General features: G+C 60.7%; 16 protein-coding genes and 1 pseudogene. 4 read left to right on the top strand and 13 right to left on the bottom strand.

Annotation, left to right across the window (positions count from 1 at the left end; translation table 11 throughout):
- Positions 1–9: 9 nt before the first annotated feature.
- From AB4N44_RS15685 to AB4N44_RS15700, 4 genes and pseudogenes are all read right to left on the bottom strand, one after another.
- Positions 10–1735, bottom strand: a pseudogene (locus AB4N44_RS15685) (putative 2-aminoethylphosphonate ABC transporter permease subunit).
- Positions 1735–2811 carry a putative 2-aminoethylphosphonate ABC transporter ATP-binding protein gene (locus AB4N44_RS15690; protein WP_460108500.1) on the bottom strand — a complete coding sequence of 359 codons (1077 nt, stop codon included), beginning with the start codon at positions 2809–2811 and terminating at the stop codon, positions 1735–1737. The pseudogene AB4N44_RS15685 and the gene AB4N44_RS15690 overlap by 1 nt, the downstream one beginning before the upstream one ends.
- 221 nt (positions 2812–3032) lie before the next feature.
- On the bottom strand, positions 3033–3896 hold the full coding sequence (locus tag AB4N44_RS15695) for a LysR family transcriptional regulator (RefSeq protein WP_064116303.1): 864 nt from the start codon (positions 3894–3896) through the stop codon (positions 3033–3035).
- A 13-nt stretch (positions 3897–3909) separates the two neighbouring features.
- Positions 3910–6219: a heavy metal translocating P-type ATPase gene (locus AB4N44_RS15700; RefSeq protein WP_460108499.1), complete on the bottom strand. Its 2310-nt coding sequence runs from the start codon at positions 6217–6219 to the stop codon at positions 3910–3912.
- Positions 6220–6303: 84 nt separating this feature from the next.
- Between AB4N44_RS15700 and cadR the strand changes: the two genes are divergently transcribed.
- Positions 6304–6753 (top strand): Cd(II)/Pb(II)-responsive transcriptional regulator, encoded by a 450-nt coding sequence (cadR, locus tag AB4N44_RS15705; RefSeq protein ID WP_053124784.1) that lies wholly within the window; start codon positions 6304–6306, stop codon positions 6751–6753.
- Positions 6754–6878: 125 nt separating this feature from the next.
- On the opposite strand, the gene AB4N44_RS15710 is transcribed toward cadR, so the two are convergent.
- From AB4N44_RS15710 to AB4N44_RS15720, 3 genes are all read right to left on the bottom strand, one after another.
- Positions 6879–7850, bottom strand: coding sequence for a thymidylate synthase (locus AB4N44_RS15710; RefSeq protein WP_460108497.1), 972 nt, complete (start codon positions 7848–7850; stop codon positions 6879–6881).
- A 50-nt stretch (positions 7851–7900) separates the two neighbouring features.
- Positions 7901–8716, bottom strand: coding sequence for a prolipoprotein diacylglyceryl transferase (gene lgt / locus AB4N44_RS15715; protein WP_007913003.1), 816 nt, complete (start codon positions 8714–8716; stop codon positions 7901–7903).
- A 79-nt stretch (positions 8717–8795) separates the two neighbouring features.
- Positions 8796–9578 carry a sulfite exporter TauE/SafE family protein gene (locus AB4N44_RS15720; RefSeq protein WP_160042245.1) on the bottom strand — a complete coding sequence of 261 codons (783 nt, stop codon included), beginning with the start codon at positions 9576–9578 and terminating at the stop codon, positions 8796–8798.
- Between the two features lie 132 nt (positions 9579–9710).
- Here AB4N44_RS15720 and AB4N44_RS15725 point away from each other — a divergent pair, with 132 nt between their 5' ends.
- Positions 9711–10457 carry an NRDE family protein gene (locus AB4N44_RS15725; protein ID WP_160042247.1) on the top strand — a complete coding sequence of 249 codons (747 nt, stop codon included), beginning with the start codon at positions 9711–9713 and terminating at the stop codon, positions 10455–10457.
- Between the two features lie 235 nt (positions 10458–10692).
- Here the strand turns inward: AB4N44_RS15725 and ptsP are convergent, their stop codons facing one another.
- Positions 10693–12972, bottom strand: a complete 2280-nt coding sequence (gene ptsP, locus AB4N44_RS15730; RefSeq protein WP_127930148.1) for a phosphoenolpyruvate--protein phosphotransferase — start codon at positions 12970–12972, stop codon at positions 10693–10695.
- Positions 12973–12994: 22 nt separating this feature from the next.
- Entirely contained in the window at positions 12995–13474 is a 480-nt protein-coding gene (locus AB4N44_RS15735) for an RNA pyrophosphohydrolase (RefSeq protein ID WP_003229203.1), read from the bottom strand.
- 143 nt (positions 13475–13617) lie between these two features.
- Here AB4N44_RS15735 and AB4N44_RS15740 point away from each other — a divergent pair, with 143 nt between their 5' ends.
- Positions 13618–14274 (top strand): histidinol-phosphatase, encoded by a 657-nt coding sequence (locus AB4N44_RS15740; RefSeq protein WP_053124792.1) that lies wholly within the window; start codon positions 13618–13620, stop codon positions 14272–14274.
- A 105-nt stretch (positions 14275–14379) separates the two neighbouring features.
- On the opposite strand, the gene AB4N44_RS15745 is transcribed toward AB4N44_RS15740, so the two are convergent.
- A complete protein-coding gene (locus AB4N44_RS15745; protein ID WP_127930149.1) occupies positions 14380–14793 on the bottom strand; it encodes a DUF2269 family protein in 414 nt (137 codons plus the stop codon).
- A 40-nt stretch (positions 14794–14833) separates the two neighbouring features.
- Positions 14834–16348: a threonine ammonia-lyase, biosynthetic gene (ilvA, locus tag AB4N44_RS15750; protein WP_123593571.1), complete on the bottom strand. Its 1515-nt coding sequence runs from the start codon at positions 16346–16348 to the stop codon at positions 14834–14836.
- A 147-nt stretch (positions 16349–16495) separates the two neighbouring features.
- Here ilvA and rpiA point away from each other — a divergent pair, with 147 nt between their 5' ends.
- Positions 16496–17170 (top strand): ribose-5-phosphate isomerase RpiA, encoded by a 675-nt coding sequence (gene rpiA / locus AB4N44_RS15755; protein WP_007913886.1) that lies wholly within the window; start codon positions 16496–16498, stop codon positions 17168–17170.
- A 148-nt stretch (positions 17171–17318) separates the two neighbouring features.
- Here the strand turns inward: rpiA and AB4N44_RS15760 are convergent, their stop codons facing one another.
- Positions 17319–18236 (bottom strand): SdiA-regulated domain-containing protein, encoded by a 918-nt coding sequence (locus AB4N44_RS15760; RefSeq protein WP_127930150.1) that lies wholly within the window; start codon positions 18234–18236, stop codon positions 17319–17321.
- Positions 18237–18356: 120 nt separating this feature from the next.
- On the bottom strand, positions 18357–19277 hold the full coding sequence (locus tag AB4N44_RS15765) for an SdiA-regulated domain-containing protein (RefSeq protein ID WP_127930151.1): 921 nt from the start codon (positions 19275–19277) through the stop codon (positions 18357–18359).
- Between the last annotated feature and the right edge of the window lie 61 nt (positions 19278–19338).

Here is a 19338-nt window from a genome sequence, read left to right on the forward strand (position 1 = left end):
TGAGTTGAATCAGTGACCGGGCGCGGTTTGCCGCCAGGCTTGAGAACGGCGCAGCAAGCCGCGCGAAGCCCACGCCAGCAGCAAGGACACGCCCGCCGAGGTGAACAGAATCAGGGTCGACATCGCCGCCGCGCCGCCGACGTTGCCGGCGTCATCCATGTTCAGCACCGCGACCGCCGCGAGGATGGTGTCGGGGCTGTAGAGGAAGATCGCCGCCGACACCGTGGTCATCGCCGAGACGAACAGGTAGCGCACGATATCGAGCAGCGCCGGTAGGCGAGATCGGCACGGTGACGCGCAGGTAGTGGCGGTACAGCGGCGCTTTGAGCGACAGCGCGGCGGCTTCGAACTCGGCGTCGAGTTGGCGCAATGCGGTGGTCGCGGTCATTTGTGCGGTGGTCAGGTAGTGCGCGATGGTGCAGACGATCAACAGCGTCATCGTCCCGTAGAGCACATGCAGCGGGTTACCCGTGAGGTTGAAGAAGAAAACATAACCGAGACCAAGCACCAGTCCTGGCACCGCCATCGGCACGAAACTGAGCATGCGCAACGCGAGGTTGAGGCCGCGCTGAGTGCGGGTTTTCTCCATCAGATAAGCGCCGGTGAAGATCAACACACTGCCGATCAACGCCGTGCCCAAGGCCATTTTCAAACTGTTGCTGTAAGCCAGCCAGCCACCGCCAGCGGTTTCGTTGAACTGATAGTGGTTGAGCGACAGCGACAGGTTGTACGGCCAGAACTTCACCAGCGACGAGAACACCGCCATGCCGAACACCAGAATCAACGCGGCGCTGATCAGCAAGACAATCGTCAGGTAACAGCCGTCGCGCAGTTTCGACGGCGCCGGTTTGAACACCTGCGCACGCCCGCTCATGGAGTCGCCGTGACGCCGACGCAGCCAGGCATCAACGCCGAAGCTGAACAGCGCCGGCAGCAACAGCACCATGCCGATCAATGCGCCGCGACCGAATTGTTGTTGGCCGACCACGGCTTTGTAGGCCTCCAGCGCCAGCACTTGATAGTCGCCACCGACCACCACCGGCACACCGAAATCGGTGATGGTCAGGGTGAACACCAGACAGAATGCAGCGAATGCGGCCTGCCGAGTCGCCGGCCAGGTGATGCTGCGAAACGCCTTGGCCGGGCTGGCGCCCATACTCGACGCGGCATCGAACAATCGCGCATCGGCCAGCGACAATGCCGAGAGCAAAATCATCAGCGCATGGGGAAAGGTGTAAATCACCTCACCCAGCACAATCCCCCAGAACCCATAAATGTTGTCCGAGAGCAGCCCGCGCAACATGCCCTGGTTGCCGAACAGATAGACCAGCGCAATCCCCGGCAACATCGACGGTGCCATCAGCGGCAACAACGAAATGCCGCGCCAGATGCCTTTCGCCGGAATCAACGTGCGTTGCAGCGCGTAGGCAAACAGGTAAGCCAGCGGTACGACGATGGCCGCCACGCTGAGGGATACTTTCAGACTGTTGCCAAGCAGCCAGTGGAAATTCTCGCTGCTCACCAGTTCCTTCGCCGCGAGCCAGCCACCGCCCTGCCCGGCTTCACTGCTGAAGCCGCGCCAAAAGATCGCCAGCAACGGCAGCAATACCGCGACGCCGAGTAACAGCAGCAGAAGGACTTTGCCGCCGACGACAAAAATACGGTCGCCGATCTCGGCTTTCGAAGACTGTCGCACCTGCTTGTGCGGTAGCGGCAGCGCGAGGTTGCTGTTCATCAGGCAAACACCTGCAGACTGCGCGGCGGCAAGGCGACCATGATCTGCTGGGCGCCGAGGCGCGGCATGGCTTCCGGGGCGAGTTCGGCGAGCAGTGCGTGGCCCGGCAGTTGATCGAGTTCGAAACTCATGCGGCAGCGGTTGCCGAGGAAGGTGATCTCGCGGACTTTGGCCGGGAACAGGTTTTCTTCGTGTACCAGCGGATTGACGTTGATCGCTTCCGGACGGCAGAACAAACGGCCGGAGGCGCGCTGAACGCTGCCGTCACTGAGGCGCAGGTTCATCCCGCCGACCTGCGCGTGAGTGTCGCTGCTGCGTTGGAACGGCAACCAGTTGCCCTGGCCGACAAACTCGGCCACGAACGGCGTGGCCGGGCGGTTGTAGATTTCCTGCGGGGTGGCGTACTGCTCGACGCGGCCGTTGTTCATCACCGCGATGCGGTCGGCCATCAGCATGGCTTCGTCCTGATTGTGCGTGACCATCAGGGTGGTGATGCCGAGGTTGCGTTGCAGTTGGCGCAGCTCGGTGCACAGATGCTCGCGGACCCGGGCGTCGAGGGCCGACATCGGTTCATCGAGCAACAGCAGCGACGGTGCCGGCGCCAGAGCGCGGGCCAGCGCTACACGTTGCTGTTGGCCGCCGGACAATTGGCCGGGGTACTTTTTCTCGCTGCCAGTGAGGCCGACCAGTTCCAGCATCTGTCCGACGCGCTGGCGCACTTCATCGCGACCGCTGCCAGCGAGGCCGTAGGCAATATTCGCCTCGACGCTCAGATTGGGGAACAGTGCGTAGGACTGGAACAGAATCCCGTAGTCGCGGGCTTGCGGGGCGAGGTGTGAGACGTCGCGGTCACCGAGGTACAGCTCGCCGCTGTCCTGTTTTTCCAGACCGGCGATGCAGCGCAGCAAGGTGGTTTTGCCGCAGCCCGACGGGCCGAGCAGGCACACCAGTTCACCGGCGGCGACGTCGAGGGAGACGTTATCCAGTGCGGTGAACGCGCCGAAGCGTTTCTGCACGCCGCGCACTTTCATCGGCGCACCGGGGTTGGTCAGGGCAGTTGCGATGGCAGGATTCATGGACAGACCTCATCAAGCAGATGGGGCCAATCCTAGAGTTGTAATGCGTCCGTCATGTGGCAACGAGGCAAAAACGGCCGATAGTGGTATTCGGGGATTTTGGTTCACCAGAGATCGTTCCCACGCTCTGCGTGGGAATGCCTCATCGGACGCTCCGCGTTCGGCTGTTGGGACGCAGAGCGTCCCGGGCTGCATTCCCACGCGGAGCGTGGGAACGATCATTACGCGGGGGACATTTCCTGGGCCAAACCGAGAAACGCCGCCGGCAACCGCGCGCCCTTGCGCTCTTTCAGGCAATAGAGGTACTCAGGAATCTGCGGCGCATTCTCGATCGTCAGCACGCGCAACTGCGGATCATGCGGCACTTCCTGCCGGGCAATGATGCTGATGCCGATATTGCGCAACACCGCCTCACGAATCGACTCACGGCTGCCAATCTCCAGCAACGGCCCGAAGCTCACCCCGGCACTCGCGAGCAACTCTTCCGTCAGCCGCCGCGTGGTTGAACCGGATTCACGCATCAACAAGGTATGCCCGGCCAGCGCACTCAACGCCACATGCTCCTGCGCCGCCAGCGGATGGTTGCGATGCACCGCCAGCACCAGCGGATCCGTGCCCAACACCCGACGAATCAACCGCGCGTCATCAAGCAATTGTGACGACGCGGCGATGTCCACGCGGTAATCCTCCAGCGCTTCGAGCACCTGCTGTGAATTACCGATTTCCACCGACACTTCCACCTGCGGCAGACGCTCGCGAAAGGTCTTCACCAGATCGAGGATGTAATACGGCGCCGTCGCCGCGATGCGCAATGTGCCCTGCACCTGACCGCTGTTGCGCAGGAAGAACTCGATGTCCGCCTCTTGCTGCAACAGCGTCTTGACCATCGGCAGCAACCGCGCGCCTTCATCACTGACGCTTAACCGCCGACCGCCACGGTAGAACAGCTCCACCGAATACTGACTTTCCAGATTGCGAATCTGCGTGGTCACGGTCGGTTGGCTGAGGCCGAGTTTTTTCGCCGCCAGCGTGATGCTGCCCAGGCGGGCGACCATGTAAAACGCTTTCAGCTCGGCACTCAGCACAACCTTTCCTCATCTATTTGCGCAGCAGGCGCAAACCGTTGAACACCACCAGCAGGCTCACGCCCATGTCGGCGAACACCGCCATCCACATGGTGGCGAGCCCAGCGAAGGTTACCGCAAGAAAGATAGCTTTGATCACCAGGGCCAGCGCGATGTTCTGTTTCAGGATGCTCGCGGTGTTGCGCGACAGGCTGATGAACGCCGGGATCTTGCGCAGATCATCGTCCATCAGGGCGACATCGGCGGTTTCGATCGCGGTGTCGGTGCCGGCAGCGGCCATGGCAAAACCGATCTCGGCGCGGGCCAGTGCCGGCGCGTCGTTGATGCCGTCACCGACCATGCCGACCCGCCGGCCCTGTGCATAAAGGTCTTCGATGGCTTGCAGTTTGTCGGTCGGCAGCAAGTCGCCACGCGCTTCGTCGATGCCAACCTGTGCGGCAATCGCCTGGGCGGTGTGGACGTTGTCGCCGGTGAGCATCAGGGTTTTCACCCCGAGTTCGTGGAGCTGACGGATTGCTTCGCGACTGGTTTCCTTGACGGTATCCGCCACCGCGAACAGTGCCAGCGGGCCGGAATTGTCGAGCAGCAGCACCACGGATTTGCCCTGTTTCTCCAGCGCGAAGAGTTTCTCTTCCAGTGCCGGCGAGCACAGGCCCAACTCTTCGACCAAGCGATGGTTGCCCAAGTGGTAGGTCTGGCCGTTGATCTCGCCTTTGACGCCACGCCCGCCCAATGCTTCGAAGTTATCCACAATCAGCGCTTGGAAGTTTTTATCCACAGCGGCGTTGGCGATGGCCAGAGACACCGGGTGATCGGAACGGCCGGCCAACGCCGCAGCGATTGCCGGCGCGGAGGCATCGGCGGTTGGGTCCAGCGACAGGTAATCGGTCTGCACCGGTTTGCCGTGAGTGATCGTGCCGGTTTTATCCAGCGCCAGATAATCGAGCTTGAAACCGCCCTCGAGGTACACGCCGCCCTTGACCAGAATGCCTTTGCGCGCCGCTGCCGCGAGGCCGCTGACGATGGTCACCGGGGTGGAAATCACCAGTGCACATGGGCACGCGACCACCAGCAACACCAGCGCGCGGTAGATCCAGTCGAACCACACGGCGCCCATGAACAGCGGCGGAATGATCGCCACGGCCAAGGCAAAGACGAACACCACGGGCGTGTAGATTTTCGAAAACTGATCGACGAAACGCTGAGTCGGTGCCCGCGCACCTTGGGCCTGTTCGACGGCGTGGATGATGCGCGCCAGAGTCGAATTGTTCGCCGCTGCGGTCACCGTGTATTCCAGCGAACCGGCCTGATTGATGGTGCCAGCAAAGACTTTGTCACCGACGGTTTTCTCTACCGGCAGGCTTTCCCCAGTGATCGGCGCCTGGTCGATGGTCGAACTGCCGCTGACCACTTCGCCGTCCAGCGCAATGCGCTCGCCCGGTTTCACCCGTACGCGGGCGCCGAGTTCGACGCTTTTCACGTCCTGCTCAATCCAGCTGCCGTCAGCCTGCAACACCGTGGCTTGCTCCGGCGTCATCTGCATCAAACCGCTGATCGCGTTGCGCGCACGGTCCAGCGAGCGCGCTTCGATCAGCTCGGCGACGGTGAACAGGAACATCACCATCGCCGCTTCCGGCCATTGGCCGATGAGGATCGCACCGGTGACGGCGATGCTCATCAGTGCGTTGATGTTGAGGTTGCGGTTCTTCAGGGCGATCCAGCCCTTTTTATAGGTGGTCAGGCCACCGCTGAGGATCGACACCAGCGCTATGATCGCCACCACCCAGGTCGGAGCGGCATTGGTGAAGTGAATGACTTCAGCGGCGAGCGCGCCGACACCGGACAGCGCCAGCGGCCACCAGTGTTTTTTCACCGGTGCCGGGGCCGGCGCTTCGACGCCCGCCTCCAGCGGCTCGGCGTGCATGCCGAGGGATTTGATCGCTTCGGTGATCGGCTCGGTACCCGGCAGATTGTGGGTCACGCCGAGTACGCGGTTGATCAGATTGAATTCGAGCTGCTGCACGCCGGCGAGTTTGCCGAGCTTGTTCTGGATCAGCGTCTGCTCGGTCGGGCAGTCCATCGCCTCGATACGGAAACTGCTCAGCCGCGCGTCGGCGCTGGTTTTCTCGCTCAGTTGCACCAACGCAGGCGCGGCGGCTTTCGATGAGCAGCAGGAATCTTCGTGCGCATGAACCGGTGCCGGCGCTGCAACTTTCGGCCCGCAGCAAGAGTCGCCGCCGTGGGCATGTTTATGCACAGGCTGCAATTTATGACTGTGATCGTGGCCGTCGCCGGGCTTGTGGGTGTGCTGGGAATCGCTCATTGGTCGCGTCCATGAAGGTGCCTGTTGCCAAGTAAAGACCCTGTAGCCACTATAGGGTCAAGCACCCTTTTGGAGATTGCCGTCATGAAGATCGGAGAACTGGCCAAACTCACCGACTGCGCCGTGGAAACCATCCGCTACTACGAGCGCGAAAACCTCCTGCCGGAGCCGGCCCGCAGCGACGGCAACTACCGCGTCTACACCCAGGCGCACGCCGAACGCCTGACCTTTATCCGCAACTGCCGCACCCTCGACATGACCCTTGAAGAGATTCGCAGCCTGCTGGCCATGCGTGATAGCCCGCAGGATCAGTGTGAAAGCGTGAATACGCTGATCGACGAGCACATTCAGCATGTGAAGGCGCGGATTGATGGCTTGCTGGCGTTGCAGACACAACTGCTCGACCTGCGCCAACGCTGTGGCGAAGGGCCGGGGGCGGAACAATGCGGGATTTTGCAGCGGCTGGAGGTGAGTGGCGGGGTTGTCGCGACGGAAGTCGAACACTCCCACGTAGGCCGCAGCCACGGCCATTAAGACTCACGCAAAACCAAATGTGGGAGCGAGCCTGCTCGCGAAAGCGGTGTATCAGTCGACATCTCTATGACTGACACGCCCTCTTCGCGAGCAGGCTCGCTCCCACAGGGGTTTTATGCAACGGCTTAGACCGCCATTGGCGCAGTCATTGGCGCGTGGTGCTCATAGCCTTCCAGCGAGAAGTCGCTCGGCTCGACCAGCTCCAGCCACTCCGGCTGATACACACCGGTCTTGGCAAACTCCGGCACACGATCCGAGATTTTCAGCTTGGGCATGGCAAACGGCTCGCGCTTGAGCTGTTCGTTGAGCATGTCCAGATGGTTTTCGTAGACGTGCGCATCACCGATGAAATAGGTGAACCAGCGCGGCGTGTAACCGGTCAGGCGACCGATCAGGCTCAGCAGCGCGGCGCCTTCGGTGAGGTTGAACGGTGTGCCCAGACCCAGATCGTTGGAGCGGATGTAGAGGGTCAGAGAAATCTCTTTGGTCTCGACATTCGGGTGGAACTGGTACAGCAGATGGCACGGCGGCAGGGCCATTTCATCCAGCTGCGCGACGTTCCAGCCGTGGAACAGAATGCGACGACTGCCCGGATCCTTGATGATCGTGTCGACGCACTGGCGCACCTGGTCGATGGCTTTGTACAGCACCACGTAAGCCTGGCCGTCTTCTTCGCCCTGAGCAATCTGCTTGTAGCCGTTGCTCAAGGTTTGTTCGATGGCCGCAGTGTTGCTCTGCGGGATCTGCTTGTACGCCGGCCATTTACGCCATTGCACGCCGTAGATTTCGCCGAGGTCGTCGTCGCCCTGACGGAACGGGTTGGCCAGCCACTGCGCGTTTTCGTTGGCGTTCTGGTCCCAGACCTTGCAGCCCAGCGCACGGAATTCAGCGGCGTTGTTCACGCCACGGAGAAAACCGCACATCTCGCCGATGGCCGATTTGAAGGCCATTTTGCGCGTGGTGATCGCCGGAAAACCTTCCTGCAGATCGAAACGCAGCATCGCGCCCGGGAAACTGATGGTGTTGATGCCGGTGCGGTTGGCCTGTTTGCTGCCGTTCTGAATGACGTGCGAGACCAGTTCGAGATATTGCTTCATGAGTTACCTGTGTCCTTTGAGCCCCGGCGTCGCGCGCCGGGGTTCGTAGTTTAAGCCGTCGGCGCGAGCGGTGCTGCCGGTGCGCGACGATAGGCCAGCCAGATCAGGAACAGCCCGCCGACGATCATCGGCACGCAGAGTACCTGGCCCATGGTCAGCCAGTTCCAGGCCAGATAGCCCAGCTGCGCATCCGGTACGCGGACGAATTCGACGATGAAACGGAAGATGCCGTAGAACAGCGCGAACATGCCCGATACGGCCATGGTCGGACGCGGTTTGCGCGAGAAAATCCACAGAATCAGGAACAGCGCCACGCCTTCGAGCGCGAACTGATAGAGCTGCGACGGGTGACGCGGCAGTTGCGCCGGATCGCTGAATGGCGGGAAGACCATGGCCCATGGCACGTCGGTGGCTTTGCCCCACAATTCGGCGTTGATGAAGTTACCGATGCGCCCGGCGCCCAGACCGATCGGCACCATTGGTGCGACGAAGTCCATCAACTGGAAGAACGACTTGCCGTTGCGCTTGCCAAACCACAACGCGGCCAGCATTACGCCGATGAAACCGCCGTGGAACGACATGCCGCCCTTCCACACTTCGAAAATCAGCGTCGGGTTGGCCAGGTAAGCGCTCAGATCGTAGAACAGCACATAGCCCAGGCGCCCGCCGACGATCACGCCCATCGACATCCAGAAGACCATGTCGGAGAGTTTCTCCTTGGTCCAGGTCGGGTCGAAACGGTTGAGCCGGCGCGACGCCAGCAGCCACGCACCGCCGATGCCGATCAGGTACATCAGACCGTACCAGTGGATTTTCAGCGGACCGATGGCCAGGGCCACCGGGTCGATCTGCGGGTAAGGCAGCATTGCGACTCCTCGTTAGAGTTGAAACCAAAATTCCCGGGCGACGCTGCCACCTCAGGATTAAGCCAGGATTGCGACGCGGTTAAAGCAAAAAGCTTAACCCGACGCTGAACAGCAAAGCGGCGAATAGCCGTTTCAGCAAGCGCGGCGACAACCGATGCGCCAAACGCGCGCCGATGCGGGCGAAAACCATACTGGTCAGGGCAATGCCCAACAACGCCGGCAAATACACAAAACCGAGACTATGCGGCGGCAACAACGGATCGTGCCAGCCCAGAATCATGAAACTTAATGCACTGACCAAGGCAATCGGCAGACCGCAGGCCGATGACGTTGCCACCGCTTGCTGCATCGGCACGCTGCGCCAGGTCAGGAACGGCACGGTCAACGAGCCGCCACCGACACCAAAAATCGCCGAGGCCCAACCGATGATGCTGCCGGCCACGGTCAGACCGAGTTTACCCGGCACCGTTCGGCTGGCCTTGGGTTTGATGTCCAGCGCCAGTTGCACCGAGATGATCAAGGCAAACACGCCGATGATCTTTTGCAAGTGCGGGCCGGAAATCGCTTCAGCGGTCAGCGCACCGAAACCTGCACCGAGCAGAATGCCGACGGCCATCCACATGAAGATCGGCCAGCGCACCGCGCCTCGTCGATGATGCTCACGCACGGCGTTGACCGAGGTGAAGATGATCGTCGCCAGCGACGTGCCGACCGCCAGATGGGTGAGAATCGACTGATCAAAGCCCTGCAAGGTGAAACTGAACACGAGCACCGGGACGATGATGATCCCGCCGCCGACGCCAAACAGTCCGGCCAGCACGCCCGCACAGGCGCCCAGCGCCAGATAGAGCAGAAATTCCATGACCGTCTCCCCAGACCGCATCCCCAAAACCGGAGCGGCATGGTAACGGATGCACACCCTTTGGCTCCACTGGCGATGGATGCACGGACGCCGGATGCGTACAGTGGACAAAAAACACACAAGGACCACCTTATGTGCCTGATTGTTTTCGCCTGGCGCCCGGGCGATGCCCAGCCGCTGATCGTCGCGGCCAACCGTGACGAGTTCTACGCCCGGCCGAGCCTGCCGCTGGCGCAATGGCCGGAAGCGCCGCACGTACATGCCGGGCGTGATCTTGAGGCCGGCGGCACCTGGCTGGGGATTGGCGCCAACGGCCGCTTTGCTGCGTTGACCAATATTCGCGATCCGCAGCAGGCGCCAGCGCGCAAGTCACGAGGGGAACTGGTGGCGCGGTTTCTGACCGGCGATGCGTCGATTGATGATTATTTGAGCGATGTGGTCGGGCGTTCGGCGGAATATGCCGGGTTTAATCTGTTGCTCGGCAACAGTCATGAGCTTTGGCACTTCAATGCGCGGTTGTCGGAACCGGTGATGCTGGAATCGGGCGTCTATGGGTTATCCAATGCCGGGCTGGATACGCCGTGGCCGAAGTTGCTCAAGGCCAAGGCTGGGTTGAGTGCGGTGCTGGATGATCCGCAACCGCAGCACTTGCTCGATTTGCTAAGCGATGCCCAGACCGCGCCGGAAGCTGAATTGCCGGATACCGGGGTGGGTCTGGCCACTGAAACATTGCTGTCGAGTGTGTTTATTGCCAGTCAGAGTTACGGCACGCGGGCGAGTACGGCGCTGGTGGTGCAGGCGGATGGGTCGCGGCGGATGGTCGAGCGGAGTTTTGGGCCGTATGGCGGGCATTTGGGCGAGGTGGAGATAAAAGCTTAAAAGCCGACCCTCACCCCAGCCCTCTCCCAAAGGGAGAGGGGGCCGACCGAGGTGTCTTGAGCCATACATCGACCTGAAAGACCGAGTCGATTATGGATTCAACACAGCACCTTCTTGTCCGTGTGAGTCGATTATGGATTCAACACAGCACTTTCAGGTCGGCGTACCTCTGCAGCATCCCCCAATCAGTCCCCTCTCCCTCTGGGAGAGGGTTAGGGTGAGGGGCTTTTGATCTTCAGAGGGCTTTGACCACCGCCGGCGGATGCATCTTCGACAACCCAAGGTTCTTCAGCGCCAATTGCAGCGAGCTGTGGATCACTTGCGGGTTATCAATGGTCATCAACTCGGCCAACAACTCCTGGGCCTTGCTCAGATTGACCTGACGCAACATCCACTTCACCTTCGGCAAGTTGGTGGCGTTCATCGACAAACTGTCGAAACCCATCGCCATCAACAGCACCGCCGCCGCCGGATCACCGGCCATCTCGCCGCAGATACTTACCGGTTTGCCTTCCGCATGGGCATCGCGCACCACGGTCTGCAGGGCTTGCAGCACCGCTGGATGCAGGTAGTCGTAAAGATCGGCCACACGCGGGTTGTTACGGTCGACCGCCAGCAAATACTGGGTCAGGTCGTTGGAGCCGACGGACAGAAAATCGACCATCCGCGCCAGTTCCTTGGTCTGATAAACCGCCGCCGGAATCTCGATCATCACGCCAATCGGCGGCATCGGCACGTCGGTGCCTTCGTCGCGCACTTCGCCCCAGGCCCGGTGGATCAGGTGCAGGGCTTCTTCGAGTTCGTGGGTGCCGGAGATCATCGGCAGCAGAATCCGCAGGTTGTTCAGGCCTTCGCTGGCCTTGAGCATTGCGCGGGTCTGCACCAGGAAGATTTCCGGGTGGTCGAGGGTGACGCGAATGCCGCGCCAGCCGAGGAACGGGTTGTCTTCCTTGATCGGGAAGTACGACAGCGACTTGTCGCCACCGATGTCGAGGCTGCGCATGGTCACCGGTTGCGGGTGGAATGCGGCGAGCTGCTCGCGGTAGATCGCCAGTTGTTCTTTCTCGCTCGGGAAGCGCTGGTTGATCATGAACGGCACTTCGGTGCGGTACAGGCCGACACCCTCGGCGCCACGCTTCTGCGCCCGTGCCACATCGGCCAGCAGACCGGTGTTGACCCACAGCGGCATGCGGTGGCCGTCAAGGGTCACGCATGGCAGGTCGCGCAGGGTGTCGAGGCCCAGCGCCAGTTGTTTCTCTTCTTCGACGACTTCGGCGAACTGCTTGCGCAGCACTTCGCTCGGGTTGGTGTAGACCTCGCCGCGTGTGCCGTCGACGATCATTTCGATGCCGTCGACCTTGGCGTACGGCAGGTCGACCAGACCCATCACCGTCGGAATGCCCATGGCCCGGGCAAGAATCGCGACGTGGGAGTTACCCGAGCCGAGTACCGAAACCAGACCGACCAGCGTGCCTTCCGGCACCTCGCCGAGCATCGCCGGCGTCAGTTCTTCGCTGACCAGAATGGTTTTTTCCGGGTAGACCAGGTTCTGCTGACGCTCTTCCTGCAAATAGGCAAGCAGGCGGCGACCGAGGTCTTTGACGTCCGAGGCACGCTCACGCAGGTAGGCGTCGTCCATCAATTCGAAACGGTTGACGTGCTCAGTGACCACCTGACGCAGTGCGCCCTGGGCCCACTGGCCGGTCTTGATCACGGTGGTGATTTCGCTGCCCAGCGAGGCATCGTCGAGCATCATCAGGTAGACGTCGAACAGCGCGCGCTCTTCCGGGCGCAGTTGGGTCGCGAGCTTGGCGGACAGCGCGCGCATGTCGGCGCGCACGCCTTCGATGGCGGTTTTGAACAGTGCCAGCTCGGCGTTGATGTCGGTGATGGTCTTGTCCGGCACCACGTCCAGATCCGCCGGCGGCAGCATGACCACCGCGGTACCGACCGCCGCACCCGGCGAGCCCGGCACGCCGACGAACTTGGCTTCCTGAATGCCTTTGCCCTGACGGCCCAGACCGCGGATGGAACCTGTGGCCTCGGCGTGGGCGATAACGCCGGCAAGCTGCGCGCTCATGGTCACGAGGAAAGCTTCTTCACCTTCGTCGAACTGGCGGCGCTCTTTTTGCTGGATGACCAACACGCCGACGACGCGGCGGTGGTGAATGATCGGTGCGCCGAGGAACGAGGCATAACGCTCTTCACCGGTTTCGGCGAAGTAGCGGTAGCGCGGGTGAACCGAAGCGTTTTCGAGGTTCAGGGGTTCTTCACGCGTGCCGACCAGACCGACCAGACCTTCGTTGGGTGCCATGCTGACCTTGCCGATCGAGCGCTTGTTCAAGCCCTCGGTGGCCATCAGGACGAAGCGGTTGGTCTCGGGATCAAGCAGGTAGACCGAGCAGACCTGGCTGCCCATGGCCTCTTTGACGCGCAACACAATAATCCCCAACGCCGCCTTGAGATCCTTGGCGGAGTTAACTTCCTGGACGATCTTGCGCAGCGTATTGAGCATGGCTCGGGGTCGAACTCCGTCGTCAGTCGCGCGCTAAAAGGCGCGGGGCAAGCTCTTTGAGGGCGCGGCGATACACCTCGCGCTTGAATGTCACCACCTGGCCCAACGGATACCAATAGCTGACCCAGCGCCAGCCATCGAACTCCGGTTTACCGGTCAAATCCATCCGCACCCGCTGCTCGTTGGAGATCAGGCGCAGGAGAAACCATTTCTGTTTCTGGCCGATGCACAGCGGTTGGCTGTGCGTACGCACCAGACGTTGCGGCAAACGATAGCGCAACCAGCCCCGAGTACAGGCCAGTATTTCAACATCTTCACGTTCCAGGCCAACTTCTTCGTTCAGCTCGCGGTACAAGGCGTCTTCCGGCGTCTCTTCAGGGTTGATTCCCCCTTGCGGAAACTGCCAGGCATCTTGATTGATACGGCGAGCCCATAGCACCTGGCCGGCGTCATTCGTCAGAATGATCCCGACATTGGGGCGGAAACCATCGGGGTCGATCACGGCAACAACCTCGCAAACGCATGTCGCCGCATTGTTCCACAAAGGTTGATAAGGCGGCAACGAAGCTTCCTACCTTATGTGCACTCTTGTGAAAAGACCGTATTCTTGTCGCCTTTTTACAGACTTATCAGCGGGTAACTGCAATGCGCCTGGCACTCTTCGATTTGGACAACACCCTTCTGGGCGGCGACAGCGATCACGCCTGGGGCGACTATCTGTGTGAACGCGGCTTCCTCGACCCGATTGCGTACAAAGCGCGCAACGACGAGTTCTATCAGGATTACCTGGCCGGCAAACTGGATAACGCCGCGTACCTGAACTTCTGCCTGGAGATTCTCGGCCGCACCGACATGGCCGTGCTCGAGCAATGGCACAGCGATTACATGCGCGACTGCATCGAACCGATCGTGTTGCCGCAGGCGCTGGAACTGCTGAAAAAGCACCGCGACGCCGGCGACAAACTGGTGATCATCACCGCGACCAACCGCTTCGTCACCGCGCCGATTGCTGTGCGTCTGGGCGTTGAAACCCTGATTGCCACTGAATGTGAAATGGTCGATGGCCGTTACAGCGGGCGCAGCACTGATATTCCTTGCTTCCGCGAAGGCAAGGTGACGCGCCTGAACCGTTGGCTGGAAGAGACCGGGTATTCGTTGGATGACAGCTATTTCTATAGCGATTCGATGAATGATTTGCCGCTGCTGGAGCAGGTGGCAAATCCCGTCGCTGTCGATCCGGATCCGAATCTGCGGGCTGAGGCCGAGAAGCGTGGCTGGCCGGTGATTTCGTTGCGCGGCTGATTATGCCTTCGCGAGCAGGCTCGCTCCCACATTGGATCTGTGTCGTTCACAAATCCCCTGTGGGAGCGAGCCTGCTCGCGAATGGGGTCGACACGGTCTGAAGCCCTAGACAGGCTTGGCACCCATCAAAGCCGCAATGGCGAGAAACCCGATGCCGCTGACAATCGCCAGCGCCAGATTGAATTTCCAGTTGCCAACCCCGCTAGTCCACAGCCGATTAAGTCGCACCAACAGCCACACTGCACTCAACGTGGCCACGGCATAGATCACGCTGGAACCCAGAATCCAGAATTGCCCCAACGGCCAGCCAATCAAATGCACCAGCCACCAGCCAGTGAAGGGCATGCTGAGCATCGCGATCAGCATCAAGCACCAGATAAACAGCCAAGGGCGCTGCATCGTGCTGGCCGGCCCTTCGCTGCGATTACGCCAAGTCAAAGCAGCGAGCCCCAACCCGCTGGCGAGGATCACCACGGTCGCCGCGACGTGAAGAACTTTCAGGGTGGTCAGGGTTTCCATGAATTTCTCTTCCTTGGGCCATGCCCATCAGCGTAGCCGCTCAGCCAAGAAACAGCTGATAGGCCGGGTTCTCGCTTTCATCCCAGTACGGGTAACCGATTTCCTCAAGGGCCGCCGGCACCAGATGACGCTCGTCGTGCGGCACTTGCAGGCCCGCGACCACACGGCCATCGGCAGCGCCGTGGTTGCGGTAATGGAACATCGAAATGTTCCAGCGCCCACCGAGCTTATTAAGGAAGTTGAACAGCGCCCCCGGACGTTCCGGGAACTCGAAGCGGAACACCACTTCATCAATCACGTGCGCCGCGTGCCCGCCGACCATGTGGCGGATGTGCAGCTTGGCCAGTTCGTTGTCGGTCAGGTCGACGACCGGGAAACCCTGCTCGGTCAGGCTCGCCAGCAGTGCGCTGCGCGGGTCGTTGTCCGGGTGGGTCTGCACGCCGACGAAAATGTGCGCTTCGCTGCCGGTGTTGTATCGGTAATTGAATTCAGTGATCTGGCGCTTGCCGACGGCCTCGCAGAACGCCTTGAAGCTGCCGGCCTTCTCCGGGATGGTCACGGCGATGATCGCTTCACGACCCTCACCCAGTTCGGCGCGCTCGGCAACATGACGCAGGCGGTCGAAGTTGACGTTGGCACCGGAGTCGATGGCCACGAAAGTCTGGCCACTGACGCCGCGCAACTCGACGTATTTCTTGATCCCGGCCACGCCTAAAGCACCGGCAGGTTCGGTGATCGAGCGGGTATCGTCGTAGATATCTTTAATTGCTGCGCAGATCTCGTCGGTGCTGACAGTGATCACTTCATCGACATAGTCTTTGCAGATGTCGAAGGTGTGCTGACCGATCTGTGCCACCGCCACGCCGTCGGCGAAGATGCCCACGGTCGGCAGCACCACGCGCTCACCGGCGGCCATCGCCGCTTGCAAGCAGTTGGAATCGTCCGGCTCGACGCCGATGACTTTGATGTCCGGACGCAGGTATTTGACGTACGCGGCGATGCCAGCGATCAGACCGCCGCCGCCGACCGGAACGAAAATCGCGTCCAGCGGCTGCGGGTGCTGGCGCAGAATCTCCATCGCCACGGTGCCCTGCCCGGCAATGGTGTGCGGATCGTCGTACGGATGGATGTAAACGTAGCCTTTTTCATCGACCAGTTTCAGCGAGTAGGCCAGGGCTTCCGGGAACGAATCACCGTGCAGCACCACTTTGCCGCCGCGCGAACGCACGCCTTCGACTTTGATCTCGGGGGTGGTCTTGGGCATGACGATGGTGGCTTTTACGCCCAGCACTTTCGCCGCCAGGGCCAGGCCCTGCGCATGGTTGCCCGCCGACGCGGTGACCACGCCACGGGCGCGTTCTTCATCGCTCAGTTGCGTCAGTTTGTTGTAGGCGCCGCGAATCTTGAACGAGAACACTGGCTGCAAGTCTTCGCGCTTGAGCCAAATGTCGTTGCCCAGCCGCTCGGAGAGCTGGCGAGCGTTCTGCAGCGGGGTTTCTACGGCAACGTCATAAACGCGCGAGGTGAGGATCTTTTTGACGTACTGTTCGAGCATCGGAAAGCATCACTGAGCGGTTGAGCGGGACCGAGGAGTCTAACCCGGCTTTTGCCCGCACGACCACACGAATCCAGAGGTTTTAGCCGCGCTTGCGGCTATAATGCCGGCCTTTCCGTTCTCACCTTGCCCGCTTCCGGAGCCCGCATGACCCAGGATCAACTCAAACAGGCAGTGGCTCAGGCCGCCGTCGACTTCATCCTTCCGAAACTCGACGACAAGAGCATTGTCGGGGTCGGCACCGGCTCCACCGCCAACTGCTTCATCGACGCCCTGGCCCAGCACAAGGGCGCGTTCGATGGCGCGGTGGCCAGTTCCGAAGCTACCGCCGCGCGCCTCAAGGGCCACGGAATTCCGGTGTATGAGCTGAACACCGTCAGCGACCTGGAGTTCTACGTTGATGGCGCCGACGAAAGCGATGCGCACCTGAACCTGATCAAGGGCGGCGGCGCCGCACTGACCCGCGAGAAGATCGTCGCGGCTGTGGCCAAGACCTTCATCTGCATCGCCGACGCCAGCAAATTGGTACCGGTGCTGGGCGAGTTCCCGCTGCCGGTCGAAGTGATCCCGATGGCGCGCAGCCATGTCGCTCGCCAACTGGTGAAACTGGGCGGCGACCCGGTGTACCGCGAAGGCGTGCTGACCGACAACGGCAACATCATTCTCGACGTGTTCAACCTGCAGATCACCAACCCGGTGGAGCTGGAAGCGCAGATCAATGCAATCGTCGGCGTGGTGACCAATGGCCTGTTCGCGGCGCGTCCGGCGGATCTGTTGTTGCTGGGCACTAGCGAAGGCGTGAAAACCCTCAAGGCTGAGTAATCCCAGACTGCCCGAAATTAATGGGCAGACGAAATACCCCTGCAGGAGTGAGCCTGCTCGCGATAGCGGTGGATCAGTTGATATTGATGTCGACTGACACACCGCTATCGCGAGCAGGCTCACTCCTACAATGGTTTTGTGGTGCTGGTTAGTTCGGCGTTGGTTTTTTGAAGACGTAAAACAGGTTCGGCTCACTGACCAGATACAACGCCCCGTCATCATCCATGGCAATGCCTTCTGCCTGCGGCACGGTTTTCTTCAAACCCTGCCGACCGCCACTGATGGACATCGTGCTCAACGGTCGTCCACCGACATCCAGTTCCAGAATCAATCTCGACTCATCCGACAGCGCCAACAAATGGCCGCTGCGCTCGTCGTATTGCAGGCTCGACAGATCGCGCACGAACATCCCGGCATCGCGCTTGGGGTCGTTGATCACATGCACCGCGTAGGATTTCTCCGGATTGAAGTGCGGAAAGCCGTGCACTTCGTAGATCAGCATCGGGTTGCGTTCTTTCGCGACAAACAGGCGCTTGCCCACCGAGTCATACGCCAGGCCTTCAAAACCCTTGTTGCTGGCCATATGCACGCCAAGGGTCATCTGCTCGGCATCATCTGCGTCGAGGAACGTGGTGTCTGCTTCCAGGTGAATCTTGATCAACCGCTGCTGACGCTCATCAGTGATCACGTAGGTGTCGGCGCTGATGAACTCGACGGCTTCCGGATCGCCGAAACCAATCAGGGCGATGCGCCGCAGGATCTGGCCTTCGAGCGACAGTTCGACCAGTTCGGAATTCTTGTTGGTCACGGTGAACAGGCTTTTGCGCACCGGATCGAAGGTCAGCGCCGAGACATCGTCGTCCAGCCCGTCAATCACCCGCGCTTCAATCTCGACGCGATACTGATCCAGCGCAATCGACTCGCTACTCTGCGGTTGCCACAGGGTGTGCAAGTTAAACCAGGCGCGCTCGAACAGGCGCATGTATTGGCCGATCGCGATCAACGCGATCAGGGCAATCACCGACAGGATGATCATCAGGGGTTTGGGACGGGCAAGTCGACGCATTCGGATGAGCTCGGGATCAAAACAGGCGGATGAAATATCACGCCCGTCTGAACTGAAGCTTAATGGCCACTTGCCTGTCAGGACAATCAGACTTGTCTGAAATTGCCGCGAGGACAGTTATTACTGTTTTTCGAAGCGATAGAACAGGTTCGGCTCGCTGACCATGTACAGCGTACCCGCTTCATCCATGGTCACGCCTTCGGCGCGGGGAATGGTGTTTTTCAGGCCATTGAAACCGCCGAGAAGGGTCATGAAGCTTACCTGCTCGCCCTTCTCGTCCAGCTCCAGCAGCAGATGTGAGTCGGCGGACAGCACCAGTGTGTGCTGGGTGCGCGGGTCAATCGCCAAGGCCGAGAGGTTGCGAATATCCAGTTCATCACTGGCGAGTTTTTGCTTGTCGCCCTTGAGGGTCTGGCTGCCATCGCTTTTCCAGGTGAACAGCGCCGGTGGCCGCTCCTCACCGAGCAGCAATTGCTGATTATGGGAATCCCAGGTAATGGCTTCGAAGGCTTTGTTCTGATCTTTCGACGGGCCGAGATCGTATTTCGGGAAGTCGGCGATGTGCAATTCGCGGGTGTCGGCATCGACTTTGACGATCGACAGCATGTGCTGGCGCTCATCGACGATGGCCATCAGGCCATTTTCCATGACGGTCAGGCCTTCCGGATTGCTCCAGCCCACCAGCGGCATCTTGCGCAGTACATCGCCCTGCAAAGTGAGTTCAGCGAGAAACGGGTTCTTGCCCATCACCGAGAAGAGCGTTTTGGTCTGCGGGTTGTACGCCAGATCCGAGGCCTCGTCCTTCTCCATACCGGTCAACGGCTTGGCATCGATCACCACCCGGTAGTCCGGCAGCCAGATACTTTCCTTCTGCTCGGTCTGGCTTTCGAAGCGTTCCTGCAGCCAAAGCACACCGCGATCATCCCAATGCATGGCAAACGCCACGGCATAAGCGGCGGCAATCACCAGCAAGAGCCAGACATACCAACGCAGGGCGAAACGTGAACGGCGGGTGGGTTTGAGCTGAGTTTGAGATGACATCGAGGGACGCGTTCCGAAAATTCAGGCTATGGGTAATAGCACAAAGAGGCCGGCTCAGACG

The sequence above is a fragment of the Pseudomonas sp. S3_C06 genome (genome assembly GCF_054667675.1).